Annotated in this window: 21 protein-coding genes and 1 tRNA gene; 15 read left to right on the top strand and 7 right to left on the bottom strand. The window is 67.4% G+C overall.

Annotated elements, in window-relative coordinates; all coding sequences use genetic code 11:
* Window positions 1–353 precede the first annotated feature (353 nt).
* Entirely contained in the window at window positions 354–611 is a 258-nt protein-coding gene (locus KIT89_RS03645; protein WP_297603212.1) for a hypothetical protein, read from the top strand.
* A gap of 15 nt (window positions 612–626) precedes the next feature.
* On the opposite strand, the gene KIT89_RS03650 is transcribed toward KIT89_RS03645, so the two are convergent.
* Both KIT89_RS03650 and KIT89_RS03655 read right to left on the bottom strand, forming a co-directional pair.
* The gene (locus tag KIT89_RS03650; RefSeq protein ID WP_297603213.1) at window positions 627–1,493 is read right to left on the bottom strand and encodes a hypothetical protein; all 867 of its coding nucleotides are present in this window, start codon (window positions 1,491–1,493) and stop codon (window positions 627–629) included.
* Window positions 1,494–1,500: 7 nt separating this feature from the next.
* Window positions 1,501–2,772, bottom strand: coding sequence for a hypothetical protein (locus tag KIT89_RS03655; protein WP_297603214.1), 1,272 nt, complete (start codon window positions 2,770–2,772; stop codon window positions 1,501–1,503).
* Between KIT89_RS03655 and KIT89_RS03660 the strand changes: the two genes are divergently transcribed.
* Window positions 2,761–3,108, top strand: a complete 348-nt coding sequence (locus tag KIT89_RS03660) for a DUF2834 domain-containing protein (protein WP_297603215.1) — start codon at window positions 2,761–2,763, stop codon at window positions 3,106–3,108. The two genes, KIT89_RS03655 and KIT89_RS03660, sit on opposite strands and share 12 nt — an antisense overlap.
* Window positions 3,109–3,138: 30 nt before the next feature.
* Window positions 3,139–3,822 (top strand): Pr6Pr family membrane protein, encoded by a 684-nt coding sequence (locus tag KIT89_RS03665; RefSeq protein ID WP_297603217.1) that lies wholly within the window; start codon window positions 3,139–3,141, stop codon window positions 3,820–3,822.
* On the opposite strand, the gene KIT89_RS03670 is transcribed toward KIT89_RS03665, so the two are convergent.
* Together KIT89_RS03670 and KIT89_RS03675 are read right to left on the bottom strand one after the other, a co-directional pair.
* A complete protein-coding gene (locus KIT89_RS03670; RefSeq protein ID WP_297603218.1) occupies window positions 3,773–5,167 on the bottom strand; it encodes an FAD-dependent oxidoreductase in 1,395 nt (464 codons plus the stop codon). The two genes, KIT89_RS03665 and KIT89_RS03670, sit on opposite strands and share 50 nt — an antisense overlap.
* 116 nt (window positions 5,168–5,283) lie before the next feature.
* Window positions 5,284–5,367 (bottom strand) — tRNA-Leu (locus KIT89_RS03675).
* 114 nt (window positions 5,368–5,481) lie between these two features.
* On the opposite strand from KIT89_RS03675, the gene KIT89_RS03680 reads away from it, so the two are divergent.
* Window positions 5,482–6,816 (top strand): M20/M25/M40 family metallo-hydrolase, encoded by a 1,335-nt coding sequence (locus KIT89_RS03680; protein ID WP_297603219.1) that lies wholly within the window; start codon window positions 5,482–5,484, stop codon window positions 6,814–6,816.
* A gap of 17 nt (window positions 6,817–6,833) precedes the next feature.
* Window positions 6,834–7,664, top strand: a complete 831-nt coding sequence (locus KIT89_RS03685) for an undecaprenyl-diphosphate phosphatase (protein ID WP_297603221.1) — start codon at window positions 6,834–6,836, stop codon at window positions 7,662–7,664.
* A 3-nt stretch (window positions 7,665–7,667) separates the two neighbouring features.
* Here KIT89_RS03685 and KIT89_RS03690 read toward each other — a convergent pair whose 3' ends face one another.
* Window positions 7,668–8,138 (bottom strand): hemerythrin domain-containing protein, encoded by a 471-nt coding sequence (locus KIT89_RS03690; protein ID WP_297603222.1) that lies wholly within the window; start codon window positions 8,136–8,138, stop codon window positions 7,668–7,670.
* 386 nt (window positions 8,139–8,524) lie between these two features.
* The gene (locus KIT89_RS03695; protein ID WP_297603223.1) at window positions 8,525–9,445 is read right to left on the bottom strand and encodes a PAC2 family protein; all 921 of its coding nucleotides are present in this window, start codon (window positions 9,443–9,445) and stop codon (window positions 8,525–8,527) included.
* A gap of 81 nt (window positions 9,446–9,526) precedes the next feature.
* Here KIT89_RS03695 and KIT89_RS03700 point away from each other — a divergent pair, with 81 nt between their 5' ends.
* The 10 genes from KIT89_RS03700 to KIT89_RS03745 all read left to right on the top strand — a co-directional run bounded on the left by KIT89_RS03700 (window position 9,527) and on the right by KIT89_RS03745 (window position 20,072).
* Window positions 9,527–10,213: an HAD family phosphatase gene (locus KIT89_RS03700; protein WP_297603224.1), complete on the top strand. Its 687-nt coding sequence runs from the start codon at window positions 9,527–9,529 to the stop codon at window positions 10,211–10,213.
* Window positions 10,210–11,196, top strand: a complete 987-nt coding sequence (locus KIT89_RS03705) for a tRNA (adenine-N1)-methyltransferase (protein WP_297603225.1) — start codon at window positions 10,210–10,212, stop codon at window positions 11,194–11,196. Before KIT89_RS03700 ends, KIT89_RS03705 begins: the two co-directional genes overlap by 4 nt.
* A gap of 5 nt (window positions 11,197–11,201) precedes the next feature.
* The gene (locus KIT89_RS03710; RefSeq protein WP_297603226.1) at window positions 11,202–12,194 is read left to right on the top strand and encodes an FKBP-type peptidyl-prolyl cis-trans isomerase; all 993 of its coding nucleotides are present in this window, start codon (window positions 11,202–11,204) and stop codon (window positions 12,192–12,194) included.
* 8 nt (window positions 12,195–12,202) lie between these two features.
* Complete coding sequence (locus KIT89_RS03715) at window positions 12,203–13,192, top strand: YafY family protein (RefSeq protein WP_297603227.1); 990 nt, start codon at window positions 12,203–12,205, stop codon at window positions 13,190–13,192.
* Complete coding sequence (locus KIT89_RS03720; RefSeq protein ID WP_297603228.1) at window positions 13,185–14,162, top strand: YafY family protein; 978 nt, start codon at window positions 13,185–13,187, stop codon at window positions 14,160–14,162. The genes KIT89_RS03715 and KIT89_RS03720 overlap by 8 nt, the downstream gene beginning before the upstream one ends.
* Before the next feature lie 89 nt (window positions 14,163–14,251).
* Window positions 14,252–14,476, top strand: a complete 225-nt coding sequence (locus KIT89_RS03725; protein WP_297603229.1) for a twin-arginine translocase TatA/TatE family subunit — start codon at window positions 14,252–14,254, stop codon at window positions 14,474–14,476.
* Window positions 14,477–14,521: 45 nt separating this feature from the next.
* Window positions 14,522–15,286, top strand: a complete 765-nt coding sequence (gene tatC, locus KIT89_RS03730; RefSeq protein ID WP_297603230.1) for a twin-arginine translocase subunit TatC — start codon at window positions 14,522–14,524, stop codon at window positions 15,284–15,286.
* The gene (locus KIT89_RS03735) at window positions 15,279–17,726 is read left to right on the top strand and encodes a DEAD/DEAH box helicase (RefSeq protein WP_297603231.1); all 2,448 of its coding nucleotides are present in this window, start codon (window positions 15,279–15,281) and stop codon (window positions 17,724–17,726) included. The genes tatC and KIT89_RS03735 overlap by 8 nt, the downstream gene beginning before the upstream one ends.
* Before the next feature lie 37 nt (window positions 17,727–17,763).
* The gene (gene lnt, locus KIT89_RS03740) at window positions 17,764–19,344 is read left to right on the top strand and encodes an apolipoprotein N-acyltransferase (RefSeq protein WP_297603233.1); all 1,581 of its coding nucleotides are present in this window, start codon (window positions 17,764–17,766) and stop codon (window positions 19,342–19,344) included.
* Window positions 19,344–20,072, top strand: a complete 729-nt coding sequence (locus KIT89_RS03745; RefSeq protein WP_297603895.1) for a polyprenol monophosphomannose synthase — start codon at window positions 19,344–19,346, stop codon at window positions 20,070–20,072. Before lnt ends, KIT89_RS03745 begins: the two co-directional genes overlap by 1 nt.
* A gap of 17 nt (window positions 20,073–20,089) precedes the next feature.
* Here KIT89_RS03745 and KIT89_RS03750 read toward each other — a convergent pair whose 3' ends face one another.
* The gene (locus KIT89_RS03750) at window positions 20,090–20,461 is read right to left on the bottom strand and encodes an RNA polymerase-binding protein RbpA (protein WP_297603235.1); all 372 of its coding nucleotides are present in this window, start codon (window positions 20,459–20,461) and stop codon (window positions 20,090–20,092) included.
* Between the last annotated feature and the right edge of the window lie 26 nt (window positions 20,462–20,487).

The raw sequence follows: 20,487 nt of genomic DNA on the forward strand, positions 1-20,487 counted from the left end.
CCCTCCACACCGGACTCTCACTACCGGCTCACCCTCACTGCGCACCTCACGTTCAGCACACTTCAACAACTACGGAACTAGACGAATCGCACTCAACTTATTCCGTAGTTGTTGAAGTCCACACCTCACGACCCAGTCGTGCCCGGGGAGACGTGGCACACGACCCGAGGCGACCGCACGACCCGGGCAGTGCACGCCCAGAAAGCGGCCGCGCGGCACAGGAGGCGCGGCCGGCCCGGAAGGGCCGCATCAGTGAAAGCGATGCGGGCATCCTGGGCAGTCGCTCAGTATCGGCGCCGCAGCAGCACAGCCCTGAAATGATGTCTTCAGACCCATGACGAGGAGGAATCGCCATGCCGAACGCATTCGTCACCCGCCTGTTTCCTGACCGCGAAGACCCCCACGTTCGGCTGCAGCAGCTGTTCGACGACTACTCGACCACCATGGGCGCCCCGCCGAGTTCTCGCACGTGGGCAGAAGACGTGCTCAAGAAGAACCGCATCGATCCGCGCACCGATCCCGAAGACGCCATCAACGCTCTGCGCGCAGCGCACCCGCGCATCACCCGCCGCATCGCACGTTTTCTCGTCGACGACGCCCGCATGCGCTGAGGCACGCGCACGCGATCAGGGCAGGTCGGCGACCCGCTCGCGCAAGAACGCAGCCCCGGCGGCATCATTGACGAGCGTGGTGTCGGCGACCACCCGATACGGCCTCTCGAGCACGCCGTCAGCCGGGCGCACGTCGATGTGCGTGACCGGGATGCCCCGCGCATGCACCGCGTCGGCCATCAGGTAGTCAGATCGCGAGTCTCCGGCTGACCACCAGCGCTCAGCCGTGACCCCGCGGGCGGCGAACCAGTCGAGAGCGCGATCGGCTCCGCGGTCTTTGTCGAGCAGCACCGACTCGACATCGGTCGAGATGATCGTCGGCTCGATGCGCCACGGCACGGCACCGTCGGCGTCTGGATGCTCGCGCTCGCCGTACCGCACGCCGACGCCGAGCCCCTGCAGCAGCGCGAAGACCTGCTCCTGGTAGCGCGACTGCGCTGCCTGGTACTCGGCCGGCGACACGTCGACGCTCGCCTCGAGCGAGATCATCACATGCTTGGCCTCGTCGACGAACATCGAATCGGCGAAGCGCTCGCGCGCAAGCCCTTCGACCGCATCGCGCACCGGCGCGTCGATCGCGAGGGCGTGATCGATCTCGAGCTCGCCGAGCCCCTGCGGCGTCACGGGCGCCCAGCAGCCGCCCTTCTCGAAGACTCCGAACACGTGCGAGCGAGCATCCAGACCGCCGTCCACCAGTCGGGCCACGACCTGCTCACGCATGAACGCGTCGCTGCGGCCCGTGATGAACGCGATCGGGATGCCTGCTGACGCGAGCGTCAGCAGGTCGCTCACGATCGACTCGATCGCGATCGTGCGGCTCACGGGGCTCGCGATCGGCCCATCGACGTCGAGCAAGAGCCCGAAGGGGGCAAGGTGGGTCACGGTGCTCCTAGAAGACTCGGTCGGTGTCGACGCCGCAGTGCCGCAGCACGTCGGCCGAGAAGCTCGCGGTGCCGATCGCGAGCACAGTGGGCGCCGAGCGCAGCAGGGCGGGCAGCTCAGCGGCGGTCGCCCAGTCTCCCGGCCATTCGTCGCGGGTGGGGTAGTGCAGGTGCTCGCGGTCGAGCCGCACGAAGACGACGGGCGTCGTCAGCTCGTCGGCGAGCGCTCGAAACCCTGCCAGGTCTTTCGTGCTCGGCACCGAGACCAGGGTCAGTGCTGGTGCACCGCCTGTTTCGCGCTCGACATGCCGCAGCGCATTGGCGAACCCCTCGCGCGATACAGCCGAGTCGACGAAGACCACCGATGACCCGAGATCGTGCCGCGACAGCCTGCCCGGGTAGCGCACGCGCGAGGCCGCCACCCGAACCTGCTCGTCGGTGATGGCGGCTCGACCGAGAGCGGCGAGCATGGCCCTGCCAGCGATGAGACCGTGCGCCGCATTGACCCCGCCGAGCCCCTCGCCGACCATGCCCGCATACGCAGCTCTCATGGCGGAGTCGACGCGCATCCGCTCCGCACCGATCTCGTCGCAGTGCCGACTGATCACCTGCTCTGCCTCGGCGCTCTGCGCGAGGTGGCTCACGAAGCGAGTGCCCGCCCTCGCTGCCCCCACCTTGTCGTCGGCGATCTGCCCGATCGTGTCGCCGAGCAGATCGGTGTGCTCGAGAAAGACTTCGGCCATGGCGAGCCCGGTGAGCGCGACATGGCTGAGGTCGTCTCGGCGCCCGCCGATTCCGGCCTCGAGCACGAGCAGGTCGCACCCGACCGCGGCGAAGTGGGCGAGCCCGGCGATGAGAAAGAAGCCGCTGGGTGCGAGGTAGCCGTCGACCGGCTCGGGCAGAGCGCGCAACGCTGTGTCGACGCGCTCGAGCAGCGCCGCGTACTCCTCGAGCGGCAGCACTGCGCCGTCGACGCGCAGCCGGTCTCGATTGGTGATGAGGCCGGGGCTGAAGACGGTGCCGACAGTCGCCCCCGACTCTGCGAGCAGCGCCGAGGCGTAGGCCACCGTCGTGCCCTTGCCTTTCGATCCGACCACACCCAGGGCGGCAGCAGGGCTCTCGAGATCGAGGCCGAGGGCCGTCGCCAGGTGCACAGCCCGTTGCCGGTCGGCTCGCTGGCCGGGCGCGCGGGCGGTCCATTCTCGAAACGCCGTCGACGATTCCAGCGCGTGCAGCTCGGGCGAGTCGGCTCCCGGCACAATGGCTGCATGACTCGTCATTGGAACGCCCCAGCCATCGTGTTCCTCATTCTTGCGATCGCGGGCCTCATCGGCACCTGGACGTACAACATCATCGCCATCATCGAGCGCAACGACTTTCTCGGCGACTGGTTCGACAACGGCCCTGCCGTGGGCTCGCTCACGACCGACCTGCTCATCTTGGCAGTCGCGGCGTGCGTCGTCATCGTCGTCGAAGGTCGGCGTCTCGGCATGAAGCATCTCTGGGCCTACATCGTGTTCTCTGGTCTCACCGCGATCGCCTTCACGTTTCCTCTGTTCCTCGCGAACCGCGAGCGCCGACTCGTCGCCGTGCGGCAGACCGTGGCACCCTCGTAGCACGACGGCGAGCGCCGGGAGGGGGCACGGGTGACACGGTCGCGCTTCTTCGGCGTGCTTCGGCTCGCCACCGCCGTGCTCGGTGTCGTCGCCCTCACCAGCCGTTTCGTCTACGGCCTGGGGTTCAGCAGCTTCGCCTCGCAGAACTTCTTCGGCTATCTGACGGTGCAGAGCAACATGCTCGCGGTCGTCGTGTGCGTCATGAGCGGAGTGGTCGCCCTGCGATCGCGACCAGAACCGGTGTGGATGCCCGGCCTGCGAGTCTCGATCACCACGTTTCTCGTGGTCGCTGGCATCGTGTTCACGCTGCTGGTCACGCAGTCGGCCGAGCGCGGGTACTACCTCGAAGTGCCGTGGAGCGACCAGATTCTGCACTACTGGCTGCCCGTGATCCTGCTCGTCGACTGGCTCGTGGGCCCCGGGAGCCAGCGCACGCCGTGGCGCACGCTCGTGTACGTCATCGGGTATCCGCTCGTGTGGGGGCTCGCCACGCTCGTGCGTGGAGCCGTGGTCGGCTGGTACCCCTACTTCTTCATGGATCCTGGTCAGGTGTCGGGCTGGGGCGAGTTTCTTGCCTATGCCGTCGGAGCGCTGACGCTCTTCGCGGCCGTCGCGTCGCTGCTCATGGTGGCGCCGCTGCTCATCGCGCGCCTCGACAGCCTGGTCACGCTGATCGGAAGAAGGGCGCGAGCTCGTCCATCACCTGATCGATGAGCTCGTCGTCGGTGAGCTGCTCGAGAATGGCGACCCGCTGCGGGCCGATGAGCCCCACCAGCACGGGCGCTCCGGCGACCGACTGCAGGTTGATCCACTCGCTCACGATCGCCTCTGCAGTGGGATCACCGTGCCAGATGGCAGCAGTCTCACTCCACGTCGCCGCCTCGAATCGCAGGGCAACCGTCTCGAGCTCGCCCACTCCGAGTGAGGCGATCGCCTCGCGGTGGGCTGCAGGCAGGGGCGGATCGAACGCCACCCCGCCGTCTTTCAGCACCCCGAGGGGAATCGTGATGACGACGCGATCGACCGAGATCGATTCTCCCGTTCCCAACCGGATAGCCACACCCTCGTCGTCGTAGATGAGGGCCGTCACGGCGCTCGACCGCAGCACGTCGATGCCGTCGATCAGGTCGGCGACGTACTGCTGCAGGCTGCCGCCGACCGCTGCATCCCAGCGGGGTGCGAGCTCATCGATGCCGTTCGCGGCAGACAGTTGACGTGCGAGCGCACCAGCACGGCCGCCGACGATCTCGGCGACCGCGGCCGCTGCCGCCTCTTCTTCGCTGAGCGCCCCTGCCTCCGAGTCGTCGCCGAGCGGCGCGAGAGCCGTGAGAGCGGTCGACAGCGGCACGTCGTAGCCGAAGTTCTCGGCCGCCGCTCTCGCGCGGTCGAGCACCCGTTCGCGCGCGCCGTCGTGCTGTATCTGTGCGCCATCTGCCGCTCGTCTGGCCGTCGAGTCGAGTGCGCGCACGGGCACTCCCGCCTCGGCGAGGTCGTCACGCAGCGAACTCGAGCCCTCGGCGGCTGCACGCATGCCGCCCAGCTCGACCGCGAGGCCCCACTCTGCCGCGTCGAGTGACAGCACCCGACCGCCGACCCGATCGCGGGCTTCGATCACGATGACGTCCAGATCTGCGGCGCTGAGCGCTCGAGCGCACGCGGCGCCCGCCATGCCGGCGCCGATCACGGCGATGCGCTCACCAGCGCTCGCCGCGCGCACAATCTGCTCCGCGGCGCGCACTCCCGTGTCGCGCGCACCCTCGAGCTGGTTCGGCGCCTCGACCGAGGTGGCCTCGCCCGCGAAGAACAGCCGCTCTGCAATGGGGTGGGCGAGCCGGGCTCTGTGCGCAGCAGTGCCCCCGACGGGCAGGTAGCTGGTCGAGCCCTGCGAGAACGGTTCGCGCGACCAGTGAGAGCGTGCGATGGCCGTGGGGCGTGCGCGCGACGGTGTCGGGCTCACCGTCGCAGTGGGCGCGGGGGAGGGCGTCGACGTGCAGGCCGCGATCGTCAGCACGGTCGCACCGGTTGCTCCGGCGATGACGGTACGGCGCGAAATGCTCATGACAGGGTCACTGTAGCGTCGCGAGCCTCAGGTTTCGGGAGTGCTCGATGGTTCACAGCAGTAGGCCCCGCAGACGTACTGTCTGCGGGGCCTCCTGCGTACTGTCTCAACCAGTGTGCGCGAGGGGGGACTTGAACCCCCACGCCCTTTCGGGCACTAGCACCTCAAGCTAGCGCGTCTGCCATTTCCGCCACCCGCGCTGGTCGTTCCGGCGCCACTCGAATGCGGCGCGAACGGAGACGACATTAGCACGAATGCCGCCTGCCCTTCCGCGCACCGCAACACTGGCGCGATACGCCCGATAGCGTTGAGGCATGGCTTCAGATGCTGCACTCGACTCGCTCGACGACACCGCACGCATCGCCCGCGACCTCATCCGTTTCGACACCACCAACTACGGCGAAGGCCGCAGCAACGGTGAGACCGAAGCTGCCGAGTACGTCGAGGCGATCTTGCGCGATCTCGGGCTCGCCCCCGAGTTGATTGACTCGGCACCGGGGCGCACGAGCGTGGTGGCTCACGTGAAGGGTCGGTACGAGCATCCGATCGATCGATCGCGCGGTGACCGGCCCGCTCTCGTGGTGCACGGACACCTCGACGTCGTGCCCGCCGACCCGGCGAACTGGAGCGTCGACCCCTTCGCCGGAGAAGTGCGCGACGGGCTCTTGTGGGGGCGCGGGGCGGTCGACATGAAGAACATGGACGCGATGATGCTCACCGCGCTGCGCGAGGTGATCGCGAGCGGAGGCCCGAACCGCGACCTCGTGATCGCCTTCTTCGCCGATGAGGAGAACGGCGGCGAATACGGCTCGCACCACCTCGTGAAGACCCGCGCAGAGCTGTTCGCCGGAGCCACCGAAGCCATCAGCGAAGTGGGCGGCTACTCGGTCGAGCTCGCCGGTCGGCGCGCCTACCTCTTGCAGACGGGCGAGAAGGCGCTCGTCTGGATTCGCCTGCGAGCTCGCGGCACAGCGGCGCACGGTTCGCGCGTCATTCGCGACAATGCCGTGACGAAGCTCGCCATCGCGGTCGCCGCCCTCGGGCAGGCTGAGTGGCCGATGCAGCTGACGTCGACGACAGAGTTGCTGCTCGGCGAGCTCGCGCGAGTGCTCGGCGTCGACCCGGGCAGCCTGAGTGCCGACGAGCTGCTCGAACGCACCGGTTCGGCCGCAGGGTTCTTGACAGCTACCATCCGCACCACGAGCAACCCGACACTGCTGACGGGCGGCTACAAGCACAACGTGATTCCTGACACAGCCGAGGCGCTCATCGACATCCGCACTCTGCCGGGGGAGGAAGACGCCGTGCTTGAAGAAGTGCGGCGCATCGTCGGCGATGACATCGAGATCGAGATCGTCGTGCGCGATATCGGACTCGAGAACCCGTTCTCGGGCGCACTCGTCGACGCCATGGTCGGCACTCTGCAGCGCCACGACCCCGGTGCCGAAGTGCTGCCCTACCTCTTGAGCGGAGGCACCGACAACAAGGCCCTCTCTGAACTCGGCATCGTCGGCTACGGTTTCGCTCCGCTCAAGCTCACGCCCGACCTCGACTTTCCTGCGATGTTCCACGGAGTCGACGAGCGTGTGCCGCTCGACGCGCTCGCCTTTGGGCACCGCGCGCTCACCGACCTGCTTCGTTCTTACTGAAGGGCTGCCAGACGACCATGCTCGAGGCGATCATCCTCGGAATCATTCAAGGGCTCACCGAGTTTCTGCCCGTCTCGTCGAGCGCGCACTTGCGCATCGCCGCACTCGTGCTGCCGAGCGCGACCGATCCGGGTGCGACCTTCACCGCGATCACCCAGATCGGCACAGAGGTCGCCGTGCTCGTCTACTTCTGGCGCGACATCACCCGCATCATCAGTCGCTGGTTCGCGCACGTCACCCGCCGGGGCGTTGCGGCGAACGACCCCGACGTGCGCATGGGGTGGCTCATCATCATCGGTTCAGTGCCGATCGTGCTCGTCGGCTACTTCGCCCAAGAGTACATTCGGTCGACCTTCCGCTCGCTCTGGCTCGTCGCCATCGTGCTCATCGTGTTCGGGCTACTGCTCGGACTCGCCGACTGGCTCGGCCGCCGCACTCGAGAGCTCACCGACCTCACCTACCCGCACGGCTTCGCCTACGGCCTTGCGCAGACGCTGGCACTGGTTCCCGGCGTCTCGCGGTCGGGGGCCACGACGAGCATGGGGCTCGCGCTCGGCTACACCCGGCCGGCTGCGGCTCGATACGCGTTTCTGCTGGCCGTGCCCGCCGTATTCGGCAGCGGGTTCTACGAACTGCTGACCGCCATTCGCGACCCCGGTTCGAGCCCCTTCACAGGGCTCGAGACCGCGATCGCCACGCTCGTCGCCTTCTTCGTCGGGCTCGCTGTCATCGCCGGGCTCATGGCATACATCTCGAAGCGCTCGTTTCTGCCGTTCGTGATCTATCGCGTGCTGCTCGGCTCGACGCTGCTGGTGCTGCTGTCGATGGGTGTCATCGAGCCGCTCTAGCGGTCACAGCGGCCCCAAGGTCGCAGCCGGGTCTGCGGTGAGTTCGAGTGAGGCCAGCACCTCGAGCAGCGCCTTCTCTTCATAGCGGAAGTGGCTCTCCATGATGGCAGCTATGCCGTCGAGGTGCCGCTCGAGCTCAGCGGTCGATGCCGCACGTTCGACGGCCGCGCGCAGTCCCAGCACCAGGTGTCTGATCATCGAGTGATCGCGCGCGAGCGATCGCAGCACGTCGGTCAGGTGCGGATGAGCCTGCTCGATCGCCGGAAAGAGCACGCGGTCTTCGCCCTGATGATGGCCGTCGAGTGCCGCGCAGAACCCGTGGCAGTAGACCAGCAGGTCGCGCGCTGCATGCTCGGTCGAGTGCCCGGCGCTCACGGCCTCGCGCGTGAGCTCGAGCGCGTCTCGCAGCCGCGCGTGCACGCGGCGCAACTCGGTGCTCCAGGCGATGAGCCTGGTCGTCTCGCGCTCAGTCACGCGAGAACGAAAGGGGTGACGAGTGCATCGTCGACTCCTTCGGTTCGGCGCCTCCATGCCTGACACGGTCTGCCACCGGCACGCGACGCTGCTTCGACCCTAGCGAAGACGCGCGAGCTTTTCGAGGCCGCGGTGCGAGCATCCCGCATCGACGCTGTCGCTTCACCCCGGAAGAACTGGCGACACGCCGTGCGCTCGCGCCGACACGCCGTGCGTCGTGGGCAGATTCCGGGGCGAGCGGACACGTTCGCGTGAGGGGCAGGAGGAGAGGGCGTAGGCCCGAGGGACGGCGGGGGAGGGCGTAGGCCCGAGGGACGGCGGGGTAGGGCGCGCCGAAGACTGCGGGCGGCGGTGTCTGAGGGCAGCGGAGGCTGCGCGGCAGCGGTTCAGCTGGCGCGCGGGCCGTCGGTCGGCGGTTCGTCGTCGCGCTTGCGCAGGTAGCGCTCGAACTCTTGCGCGATCGCCTCGCCGCTCGCCTCGGGCGCCTCGACGGCGTCGCGCGCCCGCTCGAGCTGGTCGATGTACGACCGCATCTCGTCGTCGTCGTTGGCGAGCGCGTCGATGCCTTCCTCCCACTCGCGAGCCTCGTCGAGCAGGTCGCCACGAGGGATGACGACATCGACGAGCTCTTCGAGCTTGTCGAGCAGGGCGAGGGTCGCCTTGGGCGAGGGGGCGTTGTGCACATAGTGAGGCACGGATGCCCACAGCGCGACCGTCGGAATGCCTGCCTCTTCGGCCATCGCCGCGATGACACTGAGAATGCCGACTGGCCCCTCGTAGCTGCTGCGCTCGACGCCGAGCTCGTCGCGCACCTCGGGGTTCTCGCTCGAGGTGTGGATGGCGATCGCGCGCGTGTGCGGCACATCTGCGAGCAGGGCTCCGAGCAGGATGACGCCCGTGATGTCGGCCGTGAGCGCCTGGTCGATCGTCTCGGTCGCGAAGGTCTTCCAGCCCCGCGAGGGCTCGGTGCCGAGCAGCAGATAGATGTTCTCGTGATTGGTGCCGCTGACCCCGATCGGGTCATCGGCCACGGCCCGCTCGCGCGGCAGCCCGTCGTCACCCGCGGGGCCGTAGAGCGTCACGCCGGGCCAGCGCAATCGTCGCTGGCCGTCGTCGTCGAGCTCGATGTGCGGTCGGTTGAGCTGAAAGTCGTAATAGTCTTCGGGGTCGATGTCGGCGATCGGCACCACGTCGAGCACGTTCTTGAGCGCGCGCACCGCACCGCTCGCCGCTTCACCGGCGTCGTTCCAGCCCTCGAAGGCGACGACCAAGAGTCGCCCGCCGCGGAACAGATCACTCGACGTCACGAATACACCTCACTGCTGCGACGGTTGCCCCACCGATCGGAGGGGACTCCCCAGGATAGAACGCAACTAGACTCGTGCGTCGTGAGCCCTCCGAGACCTGCCGCCGTTCTGTGGGATATGGATGGCACCATCGTCGACACCGAGCCGTACTGGATGCGCGCCGAAACTGACCTGGTGACCGAGCATGGCGGCTCGTGGAGCCCCGAGCAGGGCATGCAGCTCGTCGGCTCTGGCCTCGTGCAGTCGGCCCGCATTCTGCAGCAGGCGGGGGTCGCACTCGAGGTCGACGAGATCATCGACACGCTCACCGACCGGGTCATGGTGCAGATCGACTCGGGGCTTCCGTGGCGGCCGGGCGCTCGCGAACTCATTGCCGAGCTGCGCGAAGCAGGTGTTCCGATCGCCCTTGTCACGATGTCGATCAGGCGCATGGCACTCAAGGTGGCGTCGGCGATCGGCGACGGCGTGTTCGATGTGGTGATCGCGGGCGATGATGTCGAGCACGCCAAACCCCACCCTCAGCCCTACCTTCTCGCCGCTGAGCGCCTGGGAGTCGCCATCGGCGACTGCGTGGCGATCGAAGACAGTGAGTTCGGGCTCGTCTCTGCCGTCTCATCGGGGGCCGCCACGATCGGAGTGCCGCTGCACCTCACCCTGCACGAGGCGCCGACGCACGAGCTCTGGCCGACGCTCGAGGGCACCACTCTCGCCGACCTCACTGCCGCCCTCGAGCGGCACCACCACCGAGCCACCGGGGCCGACGCATGAGCGTCAGACGACAGAGCGGGCCGTTCGTCGTGGGCGATCAAGTGCAGCTCACCGACCCGAAGGGTCGCCTGAATACGGTGACCCTCGAACCGGGCAAAGCTTTTCACAGCCACCGCGGCGTGCTCGACCACGACGTGCTCATCGGCCTGCCCGACGGCAGCGTGGTCGAGAATTCACAGGGCGTCTCATACCTCGCGCTGCGCCCGCTGCTCACCGATTTCGTCATGTCGATGCCGCGTGGCGCTGCCATCATCTACCCGAAAGACGCCGCGCAGATTCTGGCGCAGGCCGACATCTTTCCGGGTGCCCGCATCGTCGAGGCCGGTGTCGGCTCGGGTGCTCTGAGCATGTGGTTGCTGCGCGCCATCGGCGAGCACGGCCACTTGTTCTCGTTCGAGCGCCGCGAAGAGTTCGCGCAGATCGCCGAAGGAAACGTCAGTGCCTACGTCGGCACTCGGCCCGAAAATTGGACGATCACGCTCGGTGATCTGCAGGATGCCCTGCCGCTGGCCGTGCCCGCGGGCACCGCCGATCGCGCCGTGCTCGACATGCTCGCTCCCTGGGAGTGCCTCGACGCCGTCGCCGAGGCGCTCACGCCCGGGGGAGTGCTGCTCGTCTACGTTGCCACGGCGACGCAGTTGTCGCGCGTGGCGGAGGCCATTCGTCACACCGAGACGTTCACTGAGCCGGTCTCTACCGAGACGATGGTGCGCGGCTGGAACGTCGACGGATTGTCGGTGCGCCCCGACCACCGCATGGTGGCGCACACCGGGTTCTTGCTGACGGCGAGGCGTCTGGCCGACGGAGCCGGCCGGTTCGTGAAGGCGAAGCGCGGGTCGAAGACCGAGCACGGCGATGACGATGTCGAGTTGTGGACGCCTGGGGCGGTGGGCGACCGACAGGCGAGCGACAAGCGCTTGCGCAAGGCGGCTCGCGAGGCCCAGTCGCTCGCCGCGAAGTCGTCGCGCCGCCCGATAGAGTGAGGGTCGTGACTGCGACCCCCCGGCGCCTTGTGCGCACCGCTTCAGCGCTCGTGGCGACGTTCGCCCTCATCGGCTCGCTCGCGGCCTGCACCGGCCCGTTCGACTCTGCCGAGTGCGTTCCCGTCGTCGAGCGCGGCCCCTCGGCTGCTCTCGTGTCGGCGACCGGCAGCTTCGGCTCGGCGCCGAGCGTCGATTTTCCGACCCCCCTGCGCACGACGGCGACGCAGAGCGCCGTCATCGACGCAGGTGACGGCGAGCAGATCGCGGCTGGCCAGTTCGTCGACTTTCAGGTCAGCGTGTTCAATGCCCTCGATGGCGAGCTGATCACCAAGAGCGCGTACGACCCTGCGCAGGCACCGCTGCGACGGGCCGCCGGTGCCGATGTCGACCTGCTCGCAGAGTCGCTGCAGTGCGCAACGGTGGGCTCTCGACTCGCCGTGACCGGCACGATCGAAGACGTCTTCGGCGCCGGCAACCTGCCTGCAGAGCTCGGCATCGACGATGCCGACCCGATCGTGCTCGTTTTCGACGTGCAGGCCGCCTACCTGGGGCGCGCGAACGGCACCCCGCAGCTGGGTGCGGCGGGCATTCCCGCTGTCGTGTCGGCACCCGATGGGCGCCCCGGCATCACGGTGCCGAAAGAAGAGCCCCCGGCAGAGCTGCGGTCGCACACCCTCGTGCTTGGTTCAGGCGCACCGCTGGCCGAAGGCGACCGGGCTGTGCTGCACTACACGGGCCTGCTGTGGAGCACCGCCACCATCTTCGACTCGAGTTGGGATCGCGGCGCGCCCGCCACGTTCACGATGGCGAGTTTTCTCGATGATCCGAACGGCGTTGTGCCAGGGCTCGCGCAAGGCCTGATCGGCGCGACGATCGGCTCGCAGGTGATCGTGGTCATTCCGCCAGAGCTCGGCTACCCCGAGGGGCAGTCGCCCGCGTCGATTCCTGCGGGTGCGACGATGATCTTCGTCGTCGACGTGCTCGGGGTGGAGGGCTAGGGCGTCTGATGGCCGGCTCGCCGCGCCGCGTTCCCGTCGAAGAGCGCCTCTTCAGTCTCGTGCTCGCGCTACTCGCCACCGAGCAAGGTCTGACGAAGGCCGAGATTCTGTCGACCGTGACGGGGTACGCCGCTCGGTTCGAGCGGGCGAGCGATCGCGCCAATCTTGAGCGGCAGTTCGAACGCGACAAAGAAGATCTTCGCGACCTCGGGGTTCCGCTCGAGACCGTCGACGAGCGCGGAGCCGAAGGCGATACCAAGCTGCAGCGCTATCGCATTCCTCCCGCGCGCTATCAACTGCCCGACGACATCGAATTCTCGGCCGCAGAGTATGCGCTGCTTACTCTTGCCGCGCAGGTGTGGCGCGAAGGCTCGCTGTCGACCGACTCTCGGCGAGCCCTGACGAAGCTGCAGTCGCTCGGGCTGCGCATCGATGAGGCCGTCATCGGCTTCGCCCCGACCATCCGCACTCGCGACCCTGCGCACGAACCGCTGAGCGCCGCGATTGACCGAGGCCAGCAGGTGTCGTTCGACTACCTCAAGCCGGGCCAGCCCGCGGCAGATCGTCGGGTGGTGTCGCCGCTCGCTCTCGTCTACCACGAGGGTCGCTGGCATCTTCACGCGCACGACGATCGGGCGGATGCTGCACGCACCTTTCTGCTGCGTCGCATCGTGAGCGGCATCGAGCCGACGGGTGCTCCTGCGACGCAACGGCCTGCCCTCGACGAGCCCGCACAGGTGCTGAGCGAGCTCGATGAGCTCTGGCGATCGACGGTGGCGACGGTATCGGCGCGACCGGGCAGCGAAGCTGATGTCGTGATGCGCAATCGACCGGGCACGACCGAGACTGACGGTGCGCTCATCATTCACACGACCGACCTCGACATCTTGGCTGACGAGCTCGCCGCGTTCGGGGCAGACATCAGCGTGATCTCACCGCCGAACCTGCGCGACGCGGTGCGCGCGCGGTGGCAGAGGGTGGTCGAGGCTCATGGCTGAACGATCGCCCGCGCCGCGGGCCACCGACAAGCTGGCGTTCTTGCTGGCGCTCGTGCCCTACCTCATCGACCAGGTGCGCGTCACCGTTGACGAGGCTGCCGAGCACTTCGGCATCAGCACTGACGAGATGCGCAAGTCGGTGACGCTCATCGCGATGAGCGGCACGCCCGGTGCTGTCGGTACCTACACGCACGAGACCTTGTTCGACATTGACTGGGACGAGTTCGAGCAGCGCGACATCATCAGGTTTCGACGCGCCCCCATGGACGACAAGCCGCGATTCTCGGCGCGCGAGGCTGCGGCGCTACTGGCGGGATTACAGAGGGTCGCATCGCTCACTGAGTTCTCGGGCAGCGTCGATGTCGCCGGCCTCATGGCAAAACTTGCTCGGGGGGCGTCCTCGACGCCTGCCCCGCTCGCGGTGCGGGCGGGCGCCGATGACGAGGTGCACGTACTGCTCGGCACGGCGATCGCAGAGCAGCGTCGCGTTCGTATCGACTACGTCACCACACGCGGTGATCGCGAACTTCGTGAGGTTGATCCGCTGCGACTCGACGGTGTCGACGAGGCGTGGTACCTGCACGGCTGGTGCCTGACCCGCGACGCCGAGCGCACCTTCTTGCTCGACCGCATGGCGAGTGTCGAACTGCTCGGCGACGCCGATCGACACGAGTCATCGGCCGATCGTCGTGAGCTCTTTCGCAGTAGCGCTGATGACCTGCGAGTGACGATCGCGCTGCCGGTCGCTGGGCTTCCGCTGATCGCCGACTATCGCAGCCCCGACGACGCTGCGCACGTCGACGGCGACCGCGCCGTGCTCACTCTCGCGATCTCGCACTGGGGCATTCTCGGGCGCATCGCCGCCCGCCTCGCCGGGAGCGTCGAGGTTCTTGACCCTCCTGATGCTCGGGCGGCCGTCGCCGAGTGGGCGCGCGCCGCCCTCGCCGCCGATGACGAACGCGAGGCGTGACTGTCACCCTCATGTTCACGCAGGGTGCCGAGACCCGCGCGCGATACACTTGCCCACACTGCACCCATGACCGTAAGGACGTAGCGACAATGCCGGCAAATCTCGGAGGCTGGACCGGCCTCATCCTGCTGCTCGTGGTGATCTTGCTGTTCGCCGCGCCGAAGCTTCCGCAGCTCGCGCGCAGCCTTGGTCAGTCGATGACGATCTTCAAGAAAGAGATCAAGAACAAAGACGGCGACCCCGCCGCCGAATCGACGGCCGAGCAGGCACCGGCGTCGCCTGCCGAGGGCACCGACTCGTCCGCCTCGAAGTAGCTCGTGGCGGGTCGCGAACCGCGGCCCCGTAACACCGAGGGCCGCATGAGCCTCGGCCAGCATCTCGTCGAGTTGCGCAAGCGGCTGACGTGGTCGGGGGTCGCCATTCTGGTTGCCGCCGTCGGTGGTTGGTTTCTCGCCGCCCCGGTCTGGGCCGCTCTCAGTGCTCCTGTGCGCGAAGCCGCCGAGCAGCGCGGCCGTGACGCCACCATCAGCTACACGACGGTCTCTGAAGCATTCGACACCCAGTTGATCATCGCGATCACTCTGGGCATCGTGATCGCGTCGCCCTTCTGGCTGTATCAGCTCTGGGCCTTCATCGTTCCCGCGCTGCACAAGAAGGAGAAGCGCTACGCGATTGGCTTTCTCTCGGCGTCGATCCCGCTCTTTCTCACTGGGTGTCTTGCGGGTTGGCTCGTGCTACCCAACATCGTTCGGCTGCTCACCAACTTCGCCGCCGATGACACCGCCACATTGCTGACGGCACGGTTCTATCTCGACTTCGCGGTGAAGCTCGTGCTGGCGATCGGCATCGGCTTCGTGCTTCCGGTCGTGCTCGTGATGCTGAACTTTGCGCGAGTGCTCACGGGCACGGCGATTCTGAAGGGCTGGCGCTGGGCGATTCTCGCGATCGCCACCTTCACGGCCATCGCCACGCCCGCTGCCGACGTCTACTCGATGATTCTGCTGGCGATACCCATGGTGGGGCTCTACTTCTTGGCAGCGGCGATCGCGAAGCTCAACGACAAACGGGTTGCCAAGCGCGAGGCGGCGCTCAACGCTGAGTACGGCATCCCGGTCGATGACTGACCCCGCGCCCAGCCCCGCCGAGCGCTACGCAGCCCAGCGCGAATTGCGATCGCTGCCGCGGTTGCGCGCGTTCCGCGACGGGCTCACGATCGAGCTCGACCCGTTTCAGCACGCCGCCTGCGCAGCACTAGAGCACGGGCGCAGTGTGCTCGTCGCCGCGCCGACCGGTGCCGGCAAGACGATCGTCGCCGAGTTCGCCGTCTTTCTGGCCATGTTTGAGCCGACGGCCAAGATCTTCTACACGGCACCGATGAAGGCGCTCAGCAACCAGAAGTACACCGAGCTGGTCGCGCAGTACGGCGCCAGCGAGGTCGGGCTACTGACGGGTGACACCAACGTCAACGCCCGCGCGCGCATCGTGGTGATGACCACCGAAGTGCTGCGCAACATGCTCTACGCCGACTCTGATCTGCTGGCAGACCTTTCGTACGTGGTGATGGACGAAGTGCACTATCTGGCCGATCGCTTTCGTGGAGCGGTGTGGGAAGAAGTGATCATTCACCTTCCGCAGCATGTGCGCATGATCTCGCTGAGCGCGACGGTGTCGAACGCCGAAGAGTTCGGTGATTGGCTGCAGGCCGTTCGAGGTGACACCGATGTCATCGTGAGCGAGACCCGACCGGTGCCGCTCGATCAGCACGTGTTGGTGCGGTCGAAACTGGTCGACTTGTTCGACTCGTCGGGCAAGGCGGCGACGAACCGGGTCAACCCCGAGCTGATGCAGCTCGCGCGAGCGGGTGGGCACGTGCCGCACAAGGGGCGTCAGCATCATCCGCGCCGGTGGGAGAAACGGCCGGCCGGTGAGGGCCGGGCCGACCGCGCCGAGATCGTCGGCCTGCTGGGTGCACGCAACCTGCTGCCCGCGATCTTCTTCATCTTCAGCCGAGCAGGGTGCGATGCGGCAGTGCGCCAACTGGTGCGCTCGGGTTTGCGGCTTACCGACGCCGCTGAGCGCGACGAGATTCGCATGATCGTCGAAGAACGATGCAGAACCCTGCGTGATGACGATCTGGCCGTGCTCGGCTACTGGGAATGGCTCGACGGTCTGCAACGCGGCGTCGCCGCACACCACGCCGGGTTGCTGCCCGCCTTCAAAGAAGTCGTCGAAGAGCTTTTTCAGAAGAAGCTGTTGCGCGTGGTCTTCGCCACTGAGACGCTCGCCCTCGGCATCAACATGCCGGCGCGCACCGTCGTGCTCGAAAAGCTCGAGAAGTTCAACGGCGAGGCTCGAGTGCCGATCACACCGGGGGAGTACACCCAGCTGACGGGGCGCGCGGGGCGCCGAGGCATCGACACCGAGGGTCACGCGGTCATCCAGTGGGCCCCCGGGCTCGACCCGCAAGCGGTGGCGTCGCTGGCCTCGCGGCGCACCTACCCGCTCAATTCGAGTTTTCGACCGACCTACAACATGGCGGTCAACCTCATCGAGCAGTTCGGGCGTGATCGCACGCGCGAAATTCTCGAGTCGAGTTTCGCGCAGTTTCAGGCAGACCGCGCCGTCGTCGACCTCGCCCGCACGGTGCGCAAGAACCACGAGGCGCTGGAGGGCTACGCGCGCTCGATGACCTGCCACCTCGGCGACTTCGAGCAGTATTCGGCACTGCGGCGACAACTCAGTGATCTCGAACGTGGCAGCAAGCGCGTCGGAGAACCGGGGCAGAAGACAGACCGGGTGCGCAGACAGAAGCAGATTGAATCGGTGCGAGTGAACCTGCGCAAGCACCCCTGCCACGGCTGCTCTGACCGCGAGGCCCACGCGCGGTGGGCCGAGCGTTGGTGGCGGCTGAAGAAAGAGACCGACAAGGTGAGTCGGCAGATCTCGGGCCGCACGGGGGCAGTGGCCGCCGTGTTTGACCGCATCACCGAGATTCTGACCGAGCTCGACTATTTGCGTGTCGATGTGTCGCAGGCCGACGAACGCGCGCAGCTCGGGCTCACCGTGCACGGCAGATCGCTGAGGCGCATCTACGGTGAGCGAGACTTGCTGGTCGCCGAGAGTCTGCGCCGTGGCCTGTGGAAAGATCTTGACGTGCCGTCGCTCGCCGCGATGGCGAGCGCGATCGTATTCGAAGCGCGACGTGACGATGGTCAGGCTCCTGAGTTCGCGTTGCCGCGGGGCGCCTTTCGCCCCGCCCTCGAGCGCACGCAAGAACTGTGGGCGAGACTCGACGATCTCGAGCGCGAGCACCGACTGCCGGGCACCGAGCCGCTCGCCACAACGCTTGCCCTGCCGATGCACCGTTGGGCCGCGGGCGGCTCGCTCGACGCCGTGCTGCGCGACGCCGACCTCGCGGCAGGCGACTTCGTGCGCTGGACGAAGCAGACGATCGATCTGCTCGATCAGGTGTCGCTCGTCGCCGACGGGCACGTGGGGCGCACCGCACGGGCGGCGCTTGAGGCGATCAGGCGCGGCATCGTTGCCTACAGTTCGGTGTCGTGACGGCAGCCCTCTGACGGCTGACCTAAGATTGCCCCTCGTGACCGTGTCGACTGCAGTGCCGTTCGCGGCACCGACCTCGTCACCTTTCGTCGCTTCGAGTTCTGCGCCGCTGCCGATCGGCCTCGCGCTGCTCATGGGCGTCGCTGGCGGTTGGCTGACCGATCTCGGGTACCCCGATGTCGGCTGGTGGCCCCTCACGATCGTGGGCACTTCGCTCGTTCTCGGCAGCTTGCGGGGCCGCAGCGTCGGCGGTGCTCTGCTCGTCGGCGCTGTCAGCGGCTTCGCCTTCTACGGCACGCTCATCGAGTGGCTCACGGTCTATCTCGGTGTCGTGCCGTGGCTCGCTCTCACCCTCGCGCAGGTGTTCTTCACCTCGCTCGGCGGCGTGCTCATCATGCTGGCGTGGCGCTGGGTGCCGCGAGTGTGGCCGGGAGCCGCCGGACGACTCGTGCTGACCCCGGCGGTCGTCGCAGCGGCGTGGACGACGCGCGAAGCGGTCGCGAGCGTGTTTCCGTTCGGGGGCTTCGCGTGGGGCCGCCTCGCCCACAGCCAAGCCGAGGGGCCGCTCGTGCACTGGGCGGCGTGGGTCGGCTTTTCTGGCCTCACCTTTCTCATCGCGTGGTTCGCCGCGGCACTCGTCGCGGTGGCGATCGAACGCGAGATCGGGATGCTGCGCCGCAGTATCGCCGTCGCCGGAGCATCCACAGCGCTGCTCGTCTGGCCTGCCGTGCCCATCACTGTCACGGGCACGATCAGCGTGGCGGCCGTGCAGGGCAACTCGAACTCGGGGCTCTTCGCCGAGTATGAGCGCGGCGAGATCTTGCAAGACCACTATGACGCCACGAGAGTGCTCTTCGATCAGGGGCTCGACCTCGACGTGATCGTCTGGCCCGAGAACGCGAGCGACCTCGACCCCTTGCGCAGTGCGTACGCCGCTTCGGTGCTCGACCTCGTGAGCACCCGCCTCGACACACCCATCGTCGTCGGCACCCAGACCTTTGACGAAGCCACCGACAGGCGATTCAACTCGGTGCTGCTGTGGCGGGCGGGGGAGGGTGCGGTCGATCAGTACGACAAGGTGCATCCTGTTCCGTTTGCCGAATACTTGCCCGCTCGCGAATTCTTCTATCCGCTCGCCCCGGACTTGTTTGATCTCGTGCCCCGCGACTTCTCGTTCGGCGAGCGCGACACGGTCGTCGACCTTGATGGAGTCATCGCCGGTATCTCGATCTGCTACGACATCGTCGATGACGACCTGCTAGCCAGGCAGCTCGACGAGGGTGCCCAGGTGCTGCTCGCCCCCACCAACAACGCCGACTTCGGCCGCACCGATCAGAGCGTGCAGCAGCTCGCGATCGCGCGGCTACGCGCCGTGGAAGCGGGGCGCAGCCTCGTCAACGCCTCGACGGTCGGAGCAAGCGCCATCGTGCTGCCCGACGGCTCGACGCTCGACAGCTTGCCCCGGTTCGAACCTGGCACGATGGTGCAGCAGGTGCCATTGAGCGACACCGTGACCCCGGCGAATGCGCTCGGTCGCACGGTCGAGTGGGGAGTCGTGCTCTTTGGGTTCGCCACCGTGCTCATGGCCGGTCTGTTGCTGAGACGCGAGCGCCCGTGATGCGCACGCTCATCATCATGCCGACGTACAACGAGGCGCAGAGCATCAGCAGCATGGTCGATCGGGTTCGCCTCGCGATGCCCGATGCCGACCTGTTGATCATCGACGATGGCTCGCCCGACGGCACCGGAGCGCTCGCCGACGAGCTCGCCGTCGCCGACCCGCAGGTGACGGTGCAGCATCGCCTCGAGAAGCTCGGCTTGGGCTCGGCATACCTGCAGGGCTTCGCTCGGGCAATCTCGCAGGGATACGACGCCGTGGTCGAGATCGACGCTGACGGGTCGCACGATCCGGCCGAGTTGCCGACCATGGTCGACCTGCTCGAGCGTCGCTCTGCCGATCTGGTGATCGGTTCGCGCTGGGTCGAGGGCGGGTCGGTCATCAACTGGCCATGGGTGCGGCGCGCCATCTCGCGATCGGGAAACCGCTATGCGCGGTGGATGCTGCGCTCGAGCATCCGCGACATGACCGCCGGCTTTCGGGTCTATCGCACGACCGCGTTGCACGGGCTCGACCGGGCTGTCGTGTCATCGCAAGGCTATTGCTTTCAAGTAGAACTCGCGTGGCGTGTCGAACGCTCGGGAGCCACAGTGGTCGAGCATCCGATCGCGTTCGTCGAGCGCGCGAGCGGAACCTCGAAGATGCACGCTGGCATCGTGGTCGAAGCGCTCATTCGCGTGACCGGGTGGGGCATTGCGATGCGCCTCGGGCGAATGCCGATGCGCTAGTCAGCGATCGTGCGGGTTCAGGCGCCTCGGCGGGCCGCGGTGCCACCACGGCGGGCACGCAACAGTTCGAGTCGCTCGGCGAGCAATTCTTCGAGCTCGTCTCGCGAGCGCCGCTCGAGCAACATGTCCCAGTGCGTGCGGGGTGCCTTGATGTCGCCTGCGTCGATGTCGATGGGGGTTCCGTCTGGTGAGAGCAGAATGCCTTCACGGCCGCTCTTGGGTGACTCCCATTGCTCAGGCACCTCGGCGTCGGCGGCGAAGACGACGTCGAACTCTTCGCCGTCATCGGTGCGGTACTGGGCGCGTTGGCGGTGAGCAAACTCGACGCCTTCTTCGCTCTGCATGCTCTGGGCGCCGAGCCTCATGCCGCGGAGTGTGCGGTCGGCCATTGTCGGTCTCCTTCGTCAGGCAGCAA

It is taken from the genome of Microcella sp., from assembly GCF_025808395.1.
Taxonomy (GTDB): Bacteria; Actinomycetota; Actinomycetes; order Actinomycetales; family Microbacteriaceae; genus Microcella.

What these genes read in the sequence shown, in the direction of transcription:
- KIT89_RS03645 (WP_297603212.1), top strand. Translation starts at nt 354, where the DNA reads ATGCCGAACGCATTCGTCACCCGCCTGTTTCCTGACCGCGAAGACCCC.
- KIT89_RS03660 (WP_297603215.1), top strand. Translation starts at nt 2,761, where the DNA reads ATGACTCGTCATTGGAACGCCCCAGCCATCGTGTTCCTCATTCTTGCG.
- KIT89_RS03655 (WP_297603214.1), bottom strand. Translation starts at nt 2,772, where the DNA reads ATGACGAGTCATGCAGCCATTGTGCCGGGAGCCGACTCGCCCGAGCTG.
- KIT89_RS03670 (WP_297603218.1), bottom strand. Translation starts at nt 5,167, where the DNA reads ATGAGCATTTCGCGCCGTACCGTCATCGCCGGAGCAACCGGTGCGACC.
- KIT89_RS03680 (WP_297603219.1), top strand. Translation starts at nt 5,482, where the DNA reads ATGGCTTCAGATGCTGCACTCGACTCGCTCGACGACACCGCACGCATC.
- KIT89_RS03685 (WP_297603221.1), top strand. Translation starts at nt 6,834, where the DNA reads ATGCTCGAGGCGATCATCCTCGGAATCATTCAAGGGCTCACCGAGTTT.
- KIT89_RS03705 (WP_297603225.1), top strand. Translation starts at nt 10,210, where the DNA reads ATGAGCGTCAGACGACAGAGCGGGCCGTTCGTCGTGGGCGATCAAGTG.
- KIT89_RS03715 (WP_297603227.1), top strand. Translation starts at nt 12,203, where the DNA reads ATGGCCGGCTCGCCGCGCCGCGTTCCCGTCGAAGAGCGCCTCTTCAGT.
- KIT89_RS03720 (WP_297603228.1), top strand. Translation starts at nt 13,185, where the DNA reads ATGGCTGAACGATCGCCCGCGCCGCGGGCCACCGACAAGCTGGCGTTC.
- KIT89_RS03725 (WP_297603229.1), top strand. Translation starts at nt 14,252, where the DNA reads ATGCCGGCAAATCTCGGAGGCTGGACCGGCCTCATCCTGCTGCTCGTG.
- tatC (WP_297603230.1), top strand. Translation starts at nt 14,522, where the DNA reads ATGAGCCTCGGCCAGCATCTCGTCGAGTTGCGCAAGCGGCTGACGTGG.
- KIT89_RS03735 (WP_297603231.1), top strand. Translation starts at nt 15,279, where the DNA reads ATGACTGACCCCGCGCCCAGCCCCGCCGAGCGCTACGCAGCCCAGCGC.
- KIT89_RS03745 (WP_297603895.1), top strand. Translation starts at nt 19,344, where the DNA reads ATGCGCACGCTCATCATCATGCCGACGTACAACGAGGCGCAGAGCATC.
- KIT89_RS03750 (WP_297603235.1), bottom strand. Translation starts at nt 20,461, where the DNA reads ATGGCCGACCGCACACTCCGCGGCATGAGGCTCGGCGCCCAGAGCATG.